We start from the raw sequence: 19,378 nt of genomic DNA on the forward strand, positions 1-19,378 counted from the left end.
TTTATACAATAGAACAGATATAGTCGGCTTTTATTTTATGATGTTACTTAGAGTAACAATGTTGTTTATCAAAGTATATTTAAAAAATAACCAATATATTGTACTATCTGTATAAAGGAGAAGAAAGTTAAATGAACATTTCAGAAAAAATCAAAAATATTAGGAACACTGAAAACTTAACTCAAGAAAAATTTGCAGAGCGAATTAATGTTTCAAGAAATGCAGTTGCAAAATGGGAAACTAATAGAGGCTATCCAGATATTCAAAATTTAATTAATATAAGCGAAACATTTAATATTAATTTGGATGACTTGGTAAAAGAAGATAATTTGGTAAAAAATAAACTTATTGCAGCTAGTTCTTCGAGAAAGTGGCATTTTTTGACGATATTGTATTTAATAGCTATTGTGCTGTATATATTTTATTTTCTAATCTTTCATAAAATATTTATGCTTGGATTTCTGATTGCGACTCTTTTTATGTTAGGAATAGAAACGTATGTGATTATAAAAGATAAAATTTATAAAAGGAAAAATTGAGTTTAAAGATATCAAATCAAGTGGTATAATATCAACGCTTATTAACGGTATTTATTTAGAATAAAGGAGGTTTGAAATGGAACTTTGGGATGCTTATGATGCGCATTTGAATGTTATCGGTGGTCAAGTTTTGGTTCGTGGGGAAAAGATTCCAAAGGGTGTTTATCATTTGGTGAGTGAAGTTATCGTGAGGCATCAAGATGGGATTTATTTGCTAACTCAGAGAGATTCAAGAAAAAATCTTGGTGGTATGTGGGAAGCGACTGCTGGTGGTTCAGCTTTGCAAGGTGAAAGTCCTTTAGAGTGTGCCAAACGCGAATTGCGTGAAGAGACAGGGATTTTGACAGATGATTTTATCGAAGTGGGGCGTGTGTTGCACCAGAGACATCAGACCTATTATGTCAATTATCTCTGTCACACAGATGTCGATAAGGAGAGTATCGTTTTACAAGAAGGGGAGACATCAGCATATAAATGGGTGACAGCTGAAGAATTGCGTCAAATGTCTCGAGAGGAACTAGCCACGCAAAGAATACTGAACTTTATCGAAGAATTGAGCTAGCCAAATCTGGTTAGCTTTTTTGATTACTTTTAGTTACCTTTTATCACCAAAAATTAACCTCTTGTCCCAAACTGTTGCTAATTAGTAGCAAGTGTGTTTTACTATAATCAAAAGGAGGGTTGAAGGAGTGAAAATCACCATTGATGTCGATGATTCTTTGGAGCAAGATTACATTACCATTCATTGTAAAGAGTTGACAGATGATATCTTGGAGCTGCAAAAGACTTTGGTCAGTCAATCTTCTGGCAGTCTTCGTCTATCAGCTTTTCAAGATGATGTTGAGCATTTCTTGGAGCTTAAGTCCATTATTTTCATGGAATCTGATGGCAATTACATTCTGATTCACACGTCAACGGACATTTACAAAACAAGGCGAAAATTATATGAACTGGAAGAGCTTCTTCCAAGGGACTTTGTCAGAGTTTCGCGCTCAACGATTGTGAATACGCTAGGAATTTCTGGCATTAAGAAAAATATCACAGGAGCTAGTGAGATTTCCTTTAGCCATTCCACCAAAAAAGCTTACGCTTCAAGAAACTACATTAAGGCACTTATTGATATTATGAATGAAAAGAGGTTAAAAAGATGAAAAGACATAGAATCAATTCCATTATCACAGGACTTTTGTTGATTTTGTTTGCTGCCATGCTAATGCTTAATAAAATGGGCATTCTGACAGCATTTCCGCCTGTAAAAATGATGTTGAAGGTAGTTTTAATTGCGATTTTAATTTACTTTATCATTGTAAATGGTTTTGGCAAACGTAGTTTTTTGGGAGTGACAGTGCCACTTGGTATTATTGCTTGCTTATTCTCTGACTTGCTTGGAATTGGCATGGTTTCACCTGTTACCATTATCTTGGTGTCAGTTCTCGTAGGGATTGGCTTATCAATGATTTTCGGTCACACACCAAGGGTAAATGTCGCATCAACTAAATACGAACACCGACAAAGCAATGGTTTTAGTTCTAAAGAATATTCTGATAGCGAAGGGACTTTTGCGGTTGATAATAGTTTAGGCGAACGAACAGCTTATATGTCTGTTAATGAGTTAAGACATGGTAAAATTGAGAATGCTCTTGGCAGTTTGACGGTTTACCTTAACGGGACAAGTCTAGATGAGGCAGGCGCAACGATTGATATTGATAATGGTTTAGGAAAACTGCAAGTCTATGTGCCAAAAGAATTTAGAGTGCGCCTTAATGCTGATAATGGTCTTGGAAGTATTAATACGCACGGCACATCATCTACAGATACTAACCAACCGCTCTTGACCCTTAACGTTGATAATGGTCTTGGCACAACAGATATTTATTTTGAGTAGGGTTGCTAAGCACAAAGCCTTGAAGAATTTCTTTGAGGCTTTTTTAGTTTTGTCTTGAAATGCATTTTTAGGTAACGTATAATAAAAATGTTTTGAAAATTTAATGAAAATTTGTAGCAGATACATTTAGAATTAGGAGATAACAATGATGCATAAGCTACCAAGACTGAAAGTACTTATCTTAACTTTGCTGATGGCTTTTATGGAACTTTCAGCCTTACCTGCAGCCTTTTTAGGAAAAATAACTTTTGAAGATATTAATCCTATGTATTTTACATTGATGCTCAATTTTGTCATAGCTTTGCTTGTATGTTGGTTGTGCCAAAAATTTTGGATTAAATCACTGAAGTTAGGTTTACGAAAATCTGGTTTAACGACAGGTTTGAAAAGATACGGTTTTCCTGCCATCATAGCGACACTTGTTGTAACGGTTGTCTTTTGCATCAGTTTAGCACCATTTGATAATCAACCGACTTTTTGGCGTGTTTTAATCGAAGGAATTGTCTATTATGTTGGTGTGGCTGTTGTAGAAGAAGTGTATTTGAGAGGATTGTTGCAAAATCTTTTAGAAGATTGTTTTGGAAATAGTCAGAATGCGGTCTTGTATGCTATCTTGATAACTTCTTTCTTATTTGGTTTTGGTCATGTCTTTGGGGCACTTGGACAACCACTTGGAACAATTATTTGTAAAACTGTCTGGGCAATGGCTCTTGGTATTTATCTTGGAAGTGTCTATGTAAAAACTCGTAACCTTTGGGTACCAATCGTCTTGCACTTTGTCATCGACATTTGTGGCATTCCTTTTTGCTTTTCAACAAGCAATCAATATCCGCAAATTGCTTTGGTAACATCACTTGTAGCTTATGTTCTGTTAGGCGTTTATGGTTTGTTCCTTTTAAAAAACAAGGATTAAAAAATTAATGAAAGAAGTGAGTGATAAATGTATATCCATGAATTTGGTAATTCTGCACATCCCAAAATAATTCTTTTAGCTCCGATGATGATATCTGGTGAAAATTTATATCATTTGATGAAGCCTTATTTGAAAGGTGATTATTGTATTATCGCACCTGACCAAGGTGGTCATGGTAAAGCGGGACAGTATTTGAGTGCCGATGATGAGTATCAACACCTGAAATCTTATTTGGAAGAAAAAGAGTATTTTGATATTAAACTGGTTTATGGTGCCTCACTTGGTGTAGCTATTGGATGGCGATTATTTAATGACCAAGGCTTCAAAATTGAGCACGCTTGGTTTGATGGAGTTGCTCTAAAGAAAAATGCTTGGTTGTTGGAAAATGTCACGCGCCTTCTTTTCAGACAAAAGAAAAGAGCACTTAAAAAATCGTGTGCAGCTGCTTCACAATCTCTTGTTAAATTGTATGGCGAGGATTTGGCTAAGTTGATGACGAAAAACTTTGAAAGAATTACTAGTCAGGATATCGATGCTATTTGTCACGCATGCTGTCACTATAATTTGCAACAGTTAACACAAGAGCAGCAAAGTAAACTTCATTTAGAATACGGTGAGAAAGATTTTGATCTTGGCGTTTCTAAAAAAGCTTTTAAAAAATATCTCCCAGAAGTCGATGTGATTATTCGCAAAGGTTACCCGCATTGTGGTTATTTTGCTTCTAATACAGCAGCTTACGTAGCTGAACTAGAAGCATTTATAAAATGATAGAGTCTTTTACCTGATTTGGGTAAAAGATTTTTAAATATGATATGATAACTATAATCAATGATAATTATAAAGAGAATGATGAAAAAGGAAAATATGAAATTAAATAGGGTTTGGCTGTCTTTTCTGGTATATCTAGTACTTTTTTGGCTAGGTAGTCTAATACTAAATCAAAAGCAACTCATTTTGCTTCTTTTAGAATTTTATGCGCTTGTGATTGCTAGTTTTATCCTTTGGAAACACCATCGTTATTTGCAGCGTAAGCACCTTATCAGTTCTGGTGTGCTTTGTAGTTTGTATGCTTTGTCAGAACTAATTCACATGACACCATTATCGATTTTTAATATCTTACTTGTCTTTTTATCGGCTTGTGCTGTGATGGCTGTTTTTGCTCAAAAAACAGAAGGAGCACTAAAATGGTTTAAAGGACGTTCAAGAAAAAGTATTGCAACAAGTGTTAGTATTGGAATACTATGTGGACTCATTTGGGGTGCTATCAACTGTTTGCTGATGTTAGGAAGCAATGCTCTTCAGCCTTCCAACGTTTTTAAAGCCTTTTTACTTGCTTTAAGTCCTGCCATTATTGAAGAAGTTGTTTATCGAACTGTTTTTTACGCTTTTTGTTTAGCTATGATAAGTGGCGAGAAGCTGAATACGAAAGGTCAGGAATTGACAACTTATGTCATGATGACTGTTCCGCATATTTTACCACATACGGTGGAGTGTTTTAACAATGGTTTTCTATCTGGATTGCTGGAATGGCTGATTTCAGTGGTTTTATACATCCTTATTTTTGGACTGATTTTTGCTTTTTTGCAGAGAAAACGAGATATTGTATCGGCTATGATTGCTCACGGTACCGTTGATTTTATTCGCTTTTGTTTATTTGGGTTGCCTATTTGATTTGAATGGGGTGAGATAAATGAGTAAGAAACTTTTTATGCAAGCTCTGGCTAAGTTTTTCCTTGGCTTTTTGCTTGTCGCTACTTTGTTATTTCTTCCAGCGGGAACTTTGCATTACTGGAATACTTGGCTTTTGTTAGCGATTCTGTTTATTCCCATGTTTATCGCAGGGCTTGTCATGATGATTTTTAGTCCAGAATTGCTTAAAAAACGTCTTAATGCCAAAGAAAGTGAAAAAGAGCAGCAGCAGGTCATTAAGTTTAGTGCGCTGATGTTTATCGCAGCTTTTCTGACAGCTGGTTTTAGTTTTCGTTTTCATTGGCTGCGCTTATCACCTAATATCAGTTATGTCGCCGCTGTGATATTCTTGCTAGCTTATGGTTTATATGCTGAAGTTTTACGTGAAAATGCTTATCTAGCTCGAACGATTGAGGTTCAAGAAGGACAAAAAGTCATTGATACAGGCTTGTATAGCATTGTTCGCCACCCTATGTATGCTACAACTTTACTTTTATTTTCAGCGATGGGGCTTGTTCTTGGTAGTCTAGTGTCATTTCTTATATTACTTGCTTACTTGCCTCTTATTGTAAAACGTATCCGAAATGAAGAAGCGGTTCTGGTACGTGACTTGCAAGGTTATAAGAGTTATCAGAAAAAAGTTCGTTATCGCTTAATTCCTTATATTTGGTGAAAGTCATTTTTGGAAATGGCTTTTTATTTGTGATTTCAATTGGTGAATTTAGGAGTTTGAAGCAAAAAATAATTTGAAGTGTCAAAATAATAGTTTGCAATCCTGCAAAATTCGAATGACAATTGTAACTTTTCTGAAATTTTCTTGAAAACATACAAAAACATCTTTTCATAAATCTAAAAATGGAGTAATATAGATACTGTTCTATTTTTTATGGAAAGGGATACATCATGGAAAATAATTTGGGAAAATGCTTTAAGCTTTTGAGAGAATCAAAAGGTTTATCGCAAAAGGAAATAGCTGGGGAGGTTATTTCCATCGCGCAGTTATCACGTTTTGAACGTGGTGTTAGTAATATTAACGCTGATACGCTTTATCAGTGTTTAGAGAATATGAATGTCTCTATTGCAGAATTTCAGTGTGTTTGTAGGAATTACCTACAAAATCAAACACTGCTTTTTCAAGATGAAGTAGCTAAAGCTTACATTGAAAAAAATACACTAACCCTAAAACACTATTTAGTCAAATGTCAGCAGTTAGAAGTTTCATCGCTACGCCAAAAATTTCACAAACTTAATACAATCATTGTCAAAGCTGTTTTGCAGCAGTGTGACAAGAAAGAAAAGGTGGCGAAAAAGGATGTTCAATTCTTGGTAGATTACCTGTTTTCAGTTGAAGAATGGGGGCGTTATGAGCTCTGGCTTTTCACTTACAGCGCTTCATTGATGACAAGTAACCTGGTTGAAACCTTCGCTTGTGAAATGATTAACCGCACGCAGTTCTATCAAGAAATTCCTGAAAATCGCCGCCTGGTCAATCAGATGTTGTTCAATGTGATTAACGTTTGTATTGAAAGAAGTCGTTTTTCCTTAGCTTTTAAGCTGCTGAATTACGCTGATAATTTGAAAAAGGATGAAACAGATTTGTTCATTCGCAACGCCATTAAGTACTGCAGAGGCTATTACCTGTTTAAAACAGGTAATTTATCAGGTCTTCAGACAATGGAAAAATGCGCAGAAATCATGATGTTTCTAGAATGCCACAGCATTGCTCAGCAAATGTTGGACAGAATTTCTGATTTAAAACAAGAAACATCACATATGCAAAAAGAATTAACCCATTTGTAATTTTAAGTAAACTATACGTGTAGTCTTTTTATGGAATTTATTTAGGAGGATTTATGGAAAACAAGATTCGCTATAAGCTACACAAAGTTAAAAAACAATGGGTAACCATTGCCGTTACAAGTATGGCATTGGTTGGAGTTGGTGTTGGAGTTGCTTGCTCTACACATGAAGTATCTGCCGACGAAACAAACGTCGTTGCCGTTACAAGAGGAAGTGACACCCCAGCGTCAAGTAGTAGTCAAACACAAACAAGCACTGCTACAGAACAAAGTCAAGAAACAACAACTGAAGCTTCATCAACAGAAGAAACAGTAGTTGCGGAGGACTCACAAAAAACTACAGATGCTACATCTGCTAAAGCTGATGACAAGACTACTGAAACTTCAGCAACTGAAGCATCTGAAGAAACAACTAAACCTTCAGAAGCTACTTCAACAGAAACAAGTGAAACTACTGAAACTAACCCATCAGAAGAATCACACAAAGCTACTGATGAAGAAGTACGTGATGACAAAACAAACAAAGCTGCTGATTCAGATGCCGAAAAAGCTGCTGTTGACCAATTGAACTTGGATAACATCAAAAAAATTGATGGAAAATACTACTACATCCAAGAAGATGGTACAGTTAAGAAAAACTTTGCCATCACAGTAAATGGTCAATTGCTTTACTTTGATGCTGAAACAGGTGCTTTGTCATCAACATCAACTTACTCATTTACAGAAGGATTGACAGACCTTGTCGATAACTTCTCAAAAAATAACCAAGCTTACGATTCAACAGAAAAAAGCTTTGAATTGGTTGATGGTTATTTAACAGCTAATTCTTGGTATCGCCCTACTAAAGTTTTAGATAATGGTGAAAAATGGGTAGATTCAACTGAAGAAACTTTCCGTCCATTGGTAATGGCATGGTGGCCTGATGTTGACACACAAGTGAACTACCTTAACCACATGTCTGAATACTTTGGCATGGATAAAAAATATTCAGCAACTGATAAACAATCAACACTAAACGTTGCAGCAGAAGCTATTCAAATTAAAATTGAACAAGAAATCAAACGTCGTGGTGACGTAGCTTGGTTGCGTGATATCATTGCTTCATTTGTATCAACTCAAGACAAATGGAACATGAACTCAGAAGATCGTGACACTGACCACTTGCAAGGTGGTGCCCTTCTTTACGTTAACAGCGATTTGACTGAATGGGCTAATTCAGACTACCGTCTTCTTAACCGCGCACCTACTTACCAAAACGGCCAAACAAACTACCACAAAGCTGACCGTACAGGTGGTTATGACTTCTTGCTTGCAAACGACGTTGATAACTCAAACCCAGTTGTTCAAGCAGAACAATTGAACCAACTTTACTACCTTATGAACTGGGGTAAAGTGGTCTTTGGTGATGCTGACGCTAACTTTGATGGTGTTCGTGTCGATGCCGTAGATAACGTGGATGCTGACCTTCTTCAACTTTACACTGATTTGTTTGAAGCAGCTTACGGCGTTAACAAAACAGAAGCACAAGCACTTGCTCACATTTCTATCCTAGAAGCTTGGAGCTTTAACGACCCTGATTACAACCACGATACAAACGGTGCTGCACTTGCTATCGATAACGGTCTTCGTATGGCCTTCCTTGATGTTTTGACACGTCCAGAAGGTAGCCGTTCAAACTTGGAATCATTGATTCACAATAGCCTTGGTATGACTGACCGTACAGTAGACAGCGCTTATGGTGATACAATGCCATCATATGCTTTCGTTCGTGCACACGATAGTGAAGTTCAAGGTATCATTGCATCAATCATCGCTGGTCAAATCAATCCTAAAACAGATGGTTTCACATTCACACTTGATGAATTGCAAAAAGCCTTTGAAATCTATAACGCTGATATGAACAGTGTTCACAAAAAATACACTCACTTCAATATTCCAGCAGCGTACGCTCTTCTTTTGACAAATATGGAATCTGTTCCACGTGTTTACTACGGTGATTTGTTCACTGATAACGGTCAATACATGGCAGTGAAATCTCCATACTATGATCAAATCGTAGCTCTTCTTAAATCACGTATCAAATACGCAGCTGGTGGTCAAGCAATGAACGTTCAATACCCAGAAGGTGCTAACGGTGGCGTTTTGACATCTGTTCGTTTTGGTAAAGGTATCATGACAGCTGATCAAAAAGCAACAGATGAATCAGTTCCAACTTCAGGTATTGTGACAATCATTTCTAACAATCCAAACCTTAAATTAAACAGCTCAGATAAAATTGCTGTACAAGTTGGTATTGCACACGCTGGTCAATACTACCGTCCTTTGCTTTCACCAACTGAAAATGGTTTGCAAGCTTACCTTAACGATTCTGATACAGACATCACTAAATTGGTTGACGAAAACGGATTTATCTACTTCACAGGTGATGAAATCAAAGGTTTCCAAACTGTTGATATGAATGGTTTCCTTACTGTTTGGGTACCAGTTGGTGCATCAGCTGACCAAGATATTCGTGTTAAAGCAAGTACAGAAGCAAAAGAAGCAGGTAAATTAACTTACGAAACTTCAGCAGCTCTTGACTCACAAGTTATCTTTGAAGGATTCTCAAACTTCCAAGACTTTGTTAAAGACCCATCACAATACACTAACAAAGTCATTGCTGAAAATGCTGATCTCTTTGCTTCATGGGGTGTCACATCATTTGAATTGGCACCACAATACGTGTCATCAACTGACGGTACATTCCTTGACTCAATCATCCAAAATGGTTATGCCTTCAGTGACCGTTATGACTTGGCAATGAGCAAAAACAATAAATACGGTTCAGCAGAAGACTTAAGAAATGCCATTAAAGCACTTCACTCTAAAGGTATTCAAGTAATCGCTGACTGGGTTCCAGACCAAATCTACGCTCTTCCAGGTGAAGAAATCGTTACTGCAACACGTGTTAACGATTACGGTGAAGAACGCGAAGGTGCTCAAATTAAGAACAAACCATATGCCGCAAACACTAAAAGTAGTGGTAAAGACTACCAAGCTCAATACGGTGGTGAATTCTTAGAATACCTTCAAGAAAACTACCCATCAATCTTTGAACGTGTCATGATTTCTAACGGTAAGAAAATTGACCCATCAACTAAGATTAAAGTTTGGAAAGCTGAATACTTCAACGGTACAAACATCCTTGGTAAAGGTTCAGATTACGTTCTTAACGACCAAGCAACAGGTACTTACTTCACCGTTAATGAAAACGGCGCATTCCTTCCAAAACAAATGACATCAGATTCTGCACAAACTGGTTTCTACTATGATGGTAAAGGTATGACTTACTACTCAACAAGTGGTTACCAAGCTAAATCTTCATTCGTTCTTTACAACGGAAACCGTTACTACTTTGACGAAAATGGTCACATGGTAACTGGTATGCGTGAAATCGACGGTCAAACTTATTACTTCTTGCCAAATGGTATTGAACTTCGTGATGCTATCTATGAAGATGCAGAAGGAAACCAATACTACTTTGGTAAAACAGGTAGCCGTTACGAAGGTGGTCATTACTATGCCTTTAATACAACTGAAACAGTTGATGGCGTTGCTAAGACTGTAACAAACTGGCGTTACTTTGGTAAAGACGGTATTATGGCGCGTGGTCTTGTTAAAATCGGTGAAGATTACCAATACTACGATGAAAATGGTAACCAAGTTAAAGGCCAACTTGTTAAAGACAAAGATGGTAATACACGTTACTTCAAAGGTGACTCAGGTGCAATGGTTGCTTCTGAATTCGCTCTTATCAACGGTGGATGGTATTACTTCGATGAAAATGGTGTAGCTGTTAAAGGTGCTCAAACTATTAACGGTCAACAATTGTACTTCGATGAAAATGGTGTTCAAGCCAAAGGTATCTTCGTAACCAATGAAGATGGTACACGTAGTTACTATGATGCTAAATCTGGTGAAAAATTTGTTGGTGATTTCTTCACAACAGGTGATAACCACTGGTATTTCGCTGACGAAAATGGTAACTTGGCAACAGGTTCACAAGTTATCCGTGGTCAAAAACTTTACTTTGCTGAAGATGGTCTTCAAGCTAAAGGTATCTTCGTAACAGATGCAGAAGGAAACCGTCACTTTTACGATCCAGATTCAGGTGACCTTGCCACAAATAAATTTATCGCTGATGGTGACAACTGGTATTACTTTGACGAAAACGGTCAAGTCGTAACAGGTGACCAAGAAATCAACGGTCAAGAATTGCATTTCGATGAAAATGGTGTGCAAACTAAAGGCGGATTTGCTACAGACGCTGAAGGTCACCAACACTATTACGATGCAAAAACTGGTGACTTGGAAGATGAAGATGTAGCTCTTGTAGAAGCTTAATCAGTCATCAAAAGCGTGTTAGTATTTTAATACTAAACAAATTTAAACAAGCAATAACTCCATAATAAAAAGCTATCAAATCTAGTGATGTGCGTGCTAGTATTTGGTAGCTTTTTTATGCTTAAAACTTTAAGTTTCATTAGTATTGGTGTATAATTTGGGTGAAGGAAGGTGCCTTAGTATTTCAATACTAAGTGAATTAACATCTAAAAAGGAGATTTCAGGCTATGATGAGTAAACAGAAAAAGACTAGTTTTAGAGATTACATCGCTTTAAACGCTATTCCTATTATGATTGAAGTGGTCTTTATCTTGTCGTGTTTGATTGTCCCGTCAAGCTACCTTATCTACACCAACGCTTTATTTTACTTTTTGCTTTTGGTTTATTTTCTCATCTCTAAAGACCTTAACTTAAAAGAATGGTTTAGGAGTTTTAAAAGCGGAAGAAAGTACTGGATTCAGGTTTTATTGACGTTTTTAGGGTTCGTGCTTACCTTTGCTTTGACAAGGATGTTAGAAGGATTTTTTCCCAACTTTGAGATAGGGAGTATCAGTTTAAGAAGAGATAGTTGGTTGACCTTAATCGTATTTTCCATTTCGACTATCTTTTTGCCAGCCGTGACCGAAGAGACATTTTACCGAAAAAACATGATTCTGTTTGATAGCAAGATGGCGATTATCCTCACGACCTTTTTTAGTATGCTACTCTATGCTTTGGAACACTCACTTTCTTGGTGGGGAATTTTCTTGACCATGATTTGGGCATTTTCATTGAGCTTATCGTATATCAGAACTAGAAATATTTACGTTGTTATGACGGCGCATTTTATTGGAAATCTTATCGGCAATGGCAGCGATGTGATTGCTACCTTGATTCATTGGTTATCTTAATTGAAATCTTACAAATAGCACCTTTAGCTGAATTTGGCTAGGGGTGCTTTTTTAGGTTTAAATGACCAAAAAAATTGTGCAGATAGACCACTAGTGATATGCAAGCGTTTGCGATATAATGCACTTAGTAATAATGATGGAGAAAAATTATGGCAAAAAGAGAACATTTTTTAAGAGAAGCAATGGCGATTGCTATTCCCGTAGCCTTACAAGCTATGTTGCAGTCATCGTTTTCAATGATTGACCAATTAATGGTCGGACAGCTTGGGAAAACTGCTATTGCAGCGGTGGAAGTTGGCGGAAAACCACAGTTTGTCTTTGCCTTTGTTAGCGGAGCGATTGCGACCGTAACGGGTATCATGGTTTCTCAGTATATGGGAAAAAATGACCAGAAAAAGATTAATACCAGCATGTCAGTCAATCTTTTAGTTATGCTGTGTTTGGCTCTATTTACCATGGGCTTGTGTTTGATTCTGCCTGATTTCTTGGCGGGAATCTTCACTAAGGATACTGAAGTTGTGGTGACGGCTAAACCATATATTCAGCTCTTAGCTTGGGTTTATCCTTTATCTGGGGTTGCAACACTTTTAGCGGTTCAACTGCGTTGCCGAAATTACGCTAAGTATCCGCTCTATATCAGTGCAGTCGCTGCGGTGGTCAATACATGCTTAAACTATCTTTTGATTTTTGGGCATTTTGGTTTTCCTGCCATGGGAATCAAGGGGGCAGCGCTAGCTAGTTTAATGTCTCAAGTAGTGAATTTGTCTTTGATGGTTTATTTTTACCATAGAACTTGCCAATTTAGCTTTGATTTGCGTATGAAGGGTTCTGAGATTAGTCAGTACCTCATCATGCTAACGCCTATTGTGGTTAATGAGTTGCTTTGGACTTTGGGGCAAAATGTCAATACCTACATTTATGGACACATGGGAACGAGTGAACTTGCGGGGATGTCTCTAACTGGTCCTATTCAAGGTTTATTTATCGGGGCTTTGTCTGGGTTGTCTCAAGCTGCGGGGATTTTAATTGGACGCAGGCTTGGTGAGCATGATTTCGAACGAGCTTATCAAGATTCAAAACGTTTGTGCTTTTATGGTTTTGTAGGCTCTCTCATCTTATCACTCTTCTTGGTTTTGGGTGAGAATCTCTACATTGACTTATATAATGTTGGTCCTGATGTTAGACAAGTCGGGTCGCAACTCTTGTTGACTTTTGCGATTTTAGCACCAGTTAAAGTCCAAAATATGATTTTGGGTGGTGGTGTTATCCGAAGTGGTGGGAGAACCAAGTACATCATGATTATCGATATTTTGGGAACGTGGTGCATTGGTGTGCCTTTGGGGCTCTTTACGGGATTGGTTCTTAAACTTCCGATTGTCTGGGTTTATTTCATCTTGTCACAAGAAGAAGTCTTTAGATTTATCGTTTCTGTCTTTATGTTCCGTAGTAGAAAATGGATGAACACCATTAAATAAGCTAATTTTAGCCTGAATTGACAACTTGTCAAAAAAGTTGGTTATTTTATGACTTTATTTAAGACCTTTTGTTCAAAATGGTTTATAATGAAGAAAAAGGTTTCTCTGATACCGCTTTCTTTTAGCAGTGTTTAGGATAACAAAAGGAGTTCTTATATGAAGTTAGAAACTGCAAAAAGGTGGCTCATCTTGTTTTACGAAAAAATCCAAGACAATGTGGCTGTTCTAGCCGAGTTGGATTCGACGATGGGAGGAGATGGAGACCATGGTGAAAACATGTTACGTGGTATGAAGGCTGTTGTCAATGCCGTTGAACCAAAAGAATTTGCATCGACAGTTGATTTGTTTACAGAAACGGGGATGCTTCTTTTGACAAAAGTCGGTGGTGTGTCTGGAACGTTGTATGGTTCAGCATTCTTGGGAATGGCGAGAGCTGAAGAAGTTCATGGCACGCTTTACAATGACATCAAAGAAGGTTTGGTTATGATTCAAAGACGTGGTCGAGCAGAAATTGGCGATAAGACCATGGTTGATGTCTGGGCGCCTGTGGTGGAAGATCTGAAAAATCATCAGTTAACACCAGAGCGTATTGATGAGTATATTCTAAAGACGGCTCTTTTGAGAGCTAAAAAGGGACGTCATGCATATGCTGCAGATGGTTCGCTTGGGCTTGTCGATCCTGGTTCATATTCATCTGGTTTATTGTTTAAAGCACTATTAGAAGCGGAGGAAAAAGATTATGTCTAAAAAAACTGGTATTGTTATTGTGTCACACTCAAAAGATATTGCTCAGGGTGTCGTAGATTTAATCTCACAAGTGGCAACAGATGTTCCAATTACATTTTCTGGTGGAACTGAAGATGGTAGAATCGGAACAAGTTTCCAACAAATCAAAGAAACTGTCGATAACAACGCTGCAGATACCTTGCTAGGATTCTTTGATTTTGGCTCTTCAAAAATGAATCTTGAAATGGTTGGTGAGCTTTCTGAAAAGAACATCTTGATGTGTAAAGTACCACTTGTCGAAGGTGCTTATACCGCAGCATCATTGCTACAAGCAGGAGTTCCATTTGAAGCGGTCATCGAACAACTTCGCGAAATGGACATCGATAAATAAGATTAAACACCTCAAGCGGACGTAAGTCCGCTTTTTTTGGTCTAAAAACTGGTAAATTATTAAAAATCAGTATGAAAAGTTCTAGTTTATTTTTTAAGTGGACACTCGTCCACTTTTTTTATATAATAAAGTCAGTTATATAACTGACTAAAAATCAGTGAGAGTTTAGAGATAAAAGAGGTGAGTGTGATGTATTATCCTGAAAAGTTAAAAAATCGTCGTTTAGAACTTGGTTTGAAGCAGACCGAATTGGCAAAGGAACTTGGCATTTCTAAGCAGTCTTATTTCACATGGGAGAAGGGAACAACTCAGCCTACTAAGGCTAATTTGGCTAAATTAGAAGAGCTTTTGCAGGTGCCACATGGTTATTTTAGCGAGCTTGAAATTGCAACTTTGTACAAGCAGTTAACTGACCAGAATCAAGAAAAAGCTCTGACTTATGTTCAAGATTTACTTGAGCAGCAAAGCAAAGTTGTCTCAATCGTGCAAGAGCCGCGTTTTGCTTACAAGGTTTATGAGCGTTTGTCAGCTGGTGTCGGGGCTAACATTTATGATGACATGGATTACGACACGGTTTATTTTGATAAAGACTTGGCGCATGATTTTGCCTCGTGGATTGATGGGGATTCTATGGAGCCTACTTATCACAATGGCTCTGTGGCTCTCATTCGTGAGACTGGTTTTGATTATGACGGTGCGGTTTACGCCGTTGTTTGGAATTCACAGACTTATATCAAAAAAGTTTACCGCGAGGAAAATGGGCTACGCCTAGTATCAATCAACAAAGATTACGCCGATAAATTTGCACCATACGATGAAAATCCGCGTATTGTCGGGAAAATCGTCGGAAGTTTTATACCAATCATAGGAGGATAAGATGCGATTAAAAGATATTTTAGACTTGGATTCATATGACCTAGCTCCTGATAGCAAGGTCGAAATTTTTGATATGGATGATTTTGCGGATTCCGTCATGCATCAGCGCTTTTCAAGGGTTTATTTACCAGAAAATCAAGACAGCGAACTCTCACCATATGCCTTTTTGGTTAATGATTCTATCCTGATTACCATGGAGGCTTAGATGGGCTATTTTGATTATTCACGGGAGCCACGCGCAGACATCGCTTTTGTGGATATGAAATCATTTTATGCCAGCGTGGAATGTGTCGATCGTGGTTTGCACCCGCTAAAAACCTCGCTTTGCGTCATGAGCCGTGCTGAAAATGCTAGTGGCTTGATTTTGGCGTCTTCACCGACGTTCAAAAAAGTTTTTGGCAAGTCAAATGTCAGCCGAGCTTATGATTTGCCTTTTGATGTTCACACGCGCAAGTTCTCCTATTACAATGCCAAACGCCAAGGTTTACCAACGACGCCTGAGTATGTGGCTTTCATTGAAAACTGGGCAAAGGCGACTTGGATTGTGCCACCTAGGATGAGCCGTTACATCGAGAAAAATCTAGAAATCCAGCACATTTTCCAGAATTACGGCAGTATTGAGGATATTTTACCTTACTCTATCGATGAAGGCTTTATTGATTTGACCTCGTCGCTGAATTACTTTATCCCTGATAAATCCCTGAGCAAGAAAGAAAAGCTTGATAAAGTTTCTGCCATGATTCAACGTGAAATTTGGCAAAAAACAGGTATTTACTCGACAGTTGGCATGTCAAACGCCAATCCCTTGCTGGCAAAACTCGCCTTGGATAACGAAGCTAAGCACAATCAAAACATGCGTGCCAATTGGTCCTATGAAGACGTCGAGACAAAAGTCTGGGCGATTCCTAAGATGACTGACTTCTGGGGAATTGGTAGCCGCATGGAAAAGCGCCTGAATAAACTGGGCATTTTCTCTATCAAAGACCTAGCTAACTTTAACCCCGATATTCTCAAAAAAGAACTGGGTGTTGTCGGCGTTGACCTTTTCTTTCACGCTAACGGTATCGATGAGAGCAACGTCCACAAGCCCTACAAACCCAAATCACGAAGCATCGGCAACTCTCAAGTTCTGCCACGTGATTATTATAAGAAGGTTGATATCGAGTTAGTTTTTAGGGAAATGGCAGAGCAGGTTGCTATTCGCCTGAGAAGAGCTCACAAGAAGGCGACAAATGTGTCGATTTATGTCGGCTTTTCAAAGCAAGAGAAAAAGCACCGCATTCAGGCGCAAATGAAAATCGAGCCTAGCAATAACACCAAACAACTGACTGAGCACGTTTTAACTTTGCTGCGCAAAAAATACGATTCAGGTGCTGTCAGACATATCGCAGTGTCTTATGCTGGCTTAGTTGATGACTCCTACAGCACCATTTCTTTATTTGACGACATTGAAACCATAGAAAAAGAAGAAAGGCTCCAATCAGCCATTGATGCCATCCGAGACCAATTTGGCTTTACGACCATTCAAAAGGCTAATGCTTTGCAAGAAGCTTCACGTAGCCTAGAGCGCAGCAAATTGGTCGGTGGGCATTCCGCAGGAGGATTGGACGGATTAAGTTAAAGATGATTGACCGCAGTTATTTACCATTTCAATCGGCGCGTGAGCACTATGACAGAGGCATGGAAAAATGGATGGGCTTTTTCTTATCCGAACACACCAGCTCACTCAAAGCCGATAAAACCAAAGAACTCCTACACACCAACCTTACCCAAGACCAAAAAGCGCTGCTCCTCAGCCAACTCTACACCAGCCACCTCACTGGTGTTTTTACAATCGCTAAAGACAAAGACCACACCAAACACCTAAAAGGCAAAATCACCGACCTCACCCCACACGAAATCACCATCAAAACCCAAGATCATCACCACCTCATCCAAACCAAAGACATCCTAGCCATCGGCGTGGAAGTTGAAGGAGTGTGAGAGGGACACAGTTTTCAAATACATCGCAGACCAAGCCAATAAACGCCAACGCCAGTTGGTGGGGTTGGAAGATGAAGAACAAGAAGATTAAATAAAATCACCTTATCTAGTTTTATATGGAAGCTAGATAGGGGATTTTTGTTTGATTAGTCAAGATAACGGTTCCGCACGTGCTGGAACCATGTTATAATAGATTTGATATTTTTAAAATATATTAGAAGGAAATTATTTTATGGCTGAGAGTAAAGATTTATTGCAGGTACTATGGAGTGGAGCAGATGTTCTTCGCGGGAAAATGGATGCGAATGAATACAAGACTTACTTATTAGGCCTTATTTTTTATAAATATTTATCAGACTCTTACCTTGTGAGTGCTTATGACCTTTTGAATGATGAAATGCCAGAAACATTAGAAGAAGCACAAGCAGCGTATGAAGAAGAAATGCAAGAGGATGATGCAGAAGAGTTCCTTAAAGAATTAAAAGAGTCTCTTCATTACACGCTTGAACCTCAAATGACTTATACAAGCATGTTAAAAGATGTGAAGCTTAATGCCTTCAATCGTGAAAAACTTCAATCTGCATTTAATCGTATTCATGAATCAGATGAACTTTTCAATGGGTTGTTTGCAGACGTTGATTTGTATTCAAATCGTCTTGGAACTGGTGACCAAAAACAAAGCGCGACAGTTGCTGAAGTTCTTCGAGTTTTGGAAGATGCTGACCTTATCCATGCCGAAGGTGATGTCCTTGGAAATGCTTATGAGTATTTGATTGGTCAATTCGCCTCTGAAACTGGTAAAAAAGCTGGAGAATTCTATACACCACATGGCCCAGCTCAACTTTTGACACGTATTGCCATTATGGGACAAGAAGATAAAAAAGGCTTGCAAGTCTATGACCCATGTATGGGGTCAGGTTCTTTGCTTTTGAGCTGTAAGAATTATTCTAGTGAGCCAGGTTATATTAAGTACTATGGTCAAGAATTGATGCCATCAACTTACAACCTTGCTCGTATGAATATGTTCCTACACAAAGTTCATCCTGATAATCAAGTATTACGTAATGCAGATACACTTGATGCTGACTGGCCAACAGATGTTGAAACTGGCTTTGATATGGTTACTATGAACCCACCATATTCAGCAAAATGGTCTGCAGCAAAAGGCTTCTTACAAGATGAACGTTTCATGGATTATGGTGGAAAATTAGCACCAAAATCAAAAGCAGACTATGCTTTCCTACTTCATGGTTTTTACCACTTGAAACAAACAGGAACAATGGCAATTGTACTTCCTCACGGTGTTTTATTCCGTGGTGCTGCTGAAAAAACAATTCGTGAAACACTTCTTAAAAATGGTTCAATTTATGCAGTTATTGGGCTTCCTGCTAACATGTTCTATAATACGTCAATCCCAACATGTATTATCGTTTTGAAAAAACACCGCGAAGGTCGTGATGTTCTCTTTATCGATGCTTCAAAACAATTTGAAAAAGAGAAAAAACAAAATGTCATGAAAGATGAGCATATCGAGCATGTACTAGAACTTTATAAAAATCGTGAAAATGTCGAAAAAGAAGCCTACCTAGCTTCATTTGAAGATATTGAAGAAAATGACTTTAATCTTAATATCCCACGTTATGTTGATACTAGTGAAGAAGAAATTCCAGTAGATTTGAAAGCATTGACGAAAGAAATCGAGGAAACAAATAAAGCGATTAATGAAGCTAACGCTAATTTCCTTGATATGTTGAGCGATTTGACATTTGCTGATAGTGAGACTAAAGACTCAGTAGAAGCCTTTCTCAAGGTATTTAAGGAGATGTAAG

The 19,378-nt window shown here is 38.0% G+C and carries 19 protein-coding genes; all 19 read left to right on the forward strand.

The window, feature by feature from the left end; genetic code table 11:
* The first annotated feature begins 131 nt into the window (after positions 1–131).
* Positions 132–539, forward strand: coding sequence for a helix-turn-helix domain-containing protein (locus tag BLR83_RS02380; protein ID WP_074560075.1), 408 nt, complete (start codon positions 132–134; stop codon positions 537–539).
* A 76-nt stretch (positions 540–615) separates the two neighbouring features.
* On the forward strand, positions 616–1,101 hold the full coding sequence (locus BLR83_RS02385; RefSeq protein WP_074560079.1) for an NUDIX hydrolase: 486 nt from the start codon (positions 616–618) through the stop codon (positions 1,099–1,101).
* Positions 1,102–1,228: 127 nt separating this feature from the next.
* The gene (locus tag BLR83_RS02390) at positions 1,229–1,690 is read left to right on the forward strand and encodes a LytTR family DNA-binding domain-containing protein (RefSeq protein WP_074560081.1); all 462 of its coding nucleotides are present in this window, start codon (positions 1,229–1,231) and stop codon (positions 1,688–1,690) included.
* Positions 1,687–2,424: a LiaF domain-containing protein gene (locus BLR83_RS02395; protein ID WP_074560083.1), complete on the forward strand. Its 738-nt coding sequence runs from the start codon at positions 1,687–1,689 to the stop codon at positions 2,422–2,424. The genes BLR83_RS02390 and BLR83_RS02395 overlap by 4 nt, the downstream gene beginning before the upstream one ends.
* A gap of 145 nt (positions 2,425–2,569) precedes the next feature.
* On the forward strand, positions 2,570–3,337 hold the full coding sequence (locus BLR83_RS02400) for a CPBP family intramembrane glutamic endopeptidase (RefSeq protein ID WP_074560085.1): 768 nt from the start codon (positions 2,570–2,572) through the stop codon (positions 3,335–3,337).
* A 27-nt stretch (positions 3,338–3,364) separates the two neighbouring features.
* A complete protein-coding gene (locus BLR83_RS10025) occupies positions 3,365–4,105 on the forward strand; it encodes an alpha/beta fold hydrolase (RefSeq protein WP_234793093.1) in 741 nt (246 codons plus the stop codon).
* A gap of 78 nt (positions 4,106–4,183) precedes the next feature.
* Entirely contained in the window at positions 4,184–5,008 is an 825-nt protein-coding gene (locus BLR83_RS02410) for a CPBP family glutamic-type intramembrane protease (protein ID WP_159427750.1), read from the forward strand.
* Between the two features lie 19 nt (positions 5,009–5,027).
* Positions 5,028–5,699: a methyltransferase family protein gene (locus BLR83_RS02415; RefSeq protein WP_074560089.1), complete on the forward strand. Its 672-nt coding sequence runs from the start codon at positions 5,028–5,030 to the stop codon at positions 5,697–5,699.
* Positions 5,700–5,929: 230 nt separating this feature from the next.
* Positions 5,930–6,826 (forward strand): Rgg/GadR/MutR family transcriptional regulator, encoded by an 897-nt coding sequence (locus tag BLR83_RS02420; RefSeq protein ID WP_074560090.1) that lies wholly within the window; start codon positions 5,930–5,932, stop codon positions 6,824–6,826.
* Positions 6,827–6,879: 53 nt separating this feature from the next.
* Positions 6,880–11,208, forward strand: a complete 4,329-nt coding sequence (locus BLR83_RS02425) for a glycoside hydrolase family 70 protein (RefSeq protein WP_074560092.1) — start codon at positions 6,880–6,882, stop codon at positions 11,206–11,208.
* A 227-nt stretch (positions 11,209–11,435) separates the two neighbouring features.
* Complete coding sequence (locus BLR83_RS10030) at positions 11,436–12,098, forward strand: CPBP family intramembrane glutamic endopeptidase (RefSeq protein WP_074560093.1); 663 nt, start codon at positions 11,436–11,438, stop codon at positions 12,096–12,098.
* A 149-nt stretch (positions 12,099–12,247) separates the two neighbouring features.
* On the forward strand, positions 12,248–13,573 hold the full coding sequence (locus tag BLR83_RS02435; protein WP_074560095.1) for an MATE family efflux transporter: 1,326 nt from the start codon (positions 12,248–12,250) through the stop codon (positions 13,571–13,573).
* A 156-nt stretch (positions 13,574–13,729) separates the two neighbouring features.
* A complete protein-coding gene (gene dhaL, locus BLR83_RS02440; protein ID WP_074560096.1) occupies positions 13,730–14,320 on the forward strand; it encodes a dihydroxyacetone kinase subunit DhaL in 591 nt (196 codons plus the stop codon).
* Positions 14,313–14,690 carry a dihydroxyacetone kinase phosphoryl donor subunit DhaM gene (gene dhaM / locus BLR83_RS02445; protein ID WP_074560098.1) on the forward strand — a complete coding sequence of 126 codons (378 nt, stop codon included), beginning with the start codon at positions 14,313–14,315 and terminating at the stop codon, positions 14,688–14,690. Before dhaL ends, dhaM begins: the two co-directional genes overlap by 8 nt.
* 189 nt (positions 14,691–14,879) lie before the next feature.
* On the forward strand, positions 14,880–15,566 hold the full coding sequence (locus tag BLR83_RS02450; RefSeq protein ID WP_074560099.1) for a LexA family transcriptional regulator: 687 nt from the start codon (positions 14,880–14,882) through the stop codon (positions 15,564–15,566).
* Position 15,567: 1 nt separating this feature from the next.
* The gene (locus BLR83_RS02455; RefSeq protein WP_074560101.1) at positions 15,568–15,771 is read left to right on the forward strand and encodes a hypothetical protein; all 204 of its coding nucleotides are present in this window, start codon (positions 15,568–15,570) and stop codon (positions 15,769–15,771) included.
* Entirely contained in the window at positions 15,772–17,187 is a 1,416-nt protein-coding gene (locus tag BLR83_RS02460) for a Y-family DNA polymerase (RefSeq protein WP_074560102.1), read from the forward strand.
* 2 nt (positions 17,188–17,189) lie between these two features.
* Positions 17,190–17,549 (forward strand): hypothetical protein, encoded by a 360-nt coding sequence (locus BLR83_RS02465; RefSeq protein WP_074560104.1) that lies wholly within the window; start codon positions 17,190–17,192, stop codon positions 17,547–17,549.
* Positions 17,550–17,781: 232 nt separating this feature from the next.
* Positions 17,782–19,377 carry a type I restriction-modification system subunit M gene (locus BLR83_RS02470; RefSeq protein WP_074560105.1) on the forward strand — a complete coding sequence of 532 codons (1,596 nt, stop codon included), beginning with the start codon at positions 17,782–17,784 and terminating at the stop codon, positions 19,375–19,377.
* Position 19,378 lies beyond the last annotated feature (1 nt).

It is taken from the genome of Streptococcus equinus, from assembly GCF_900101445.1.
Lineage (GTDB): Bacteria > Bacillota > Bacilli > Lactobacillales > Streptococcaceae > Streptococcus > Streptococcus equinus_B.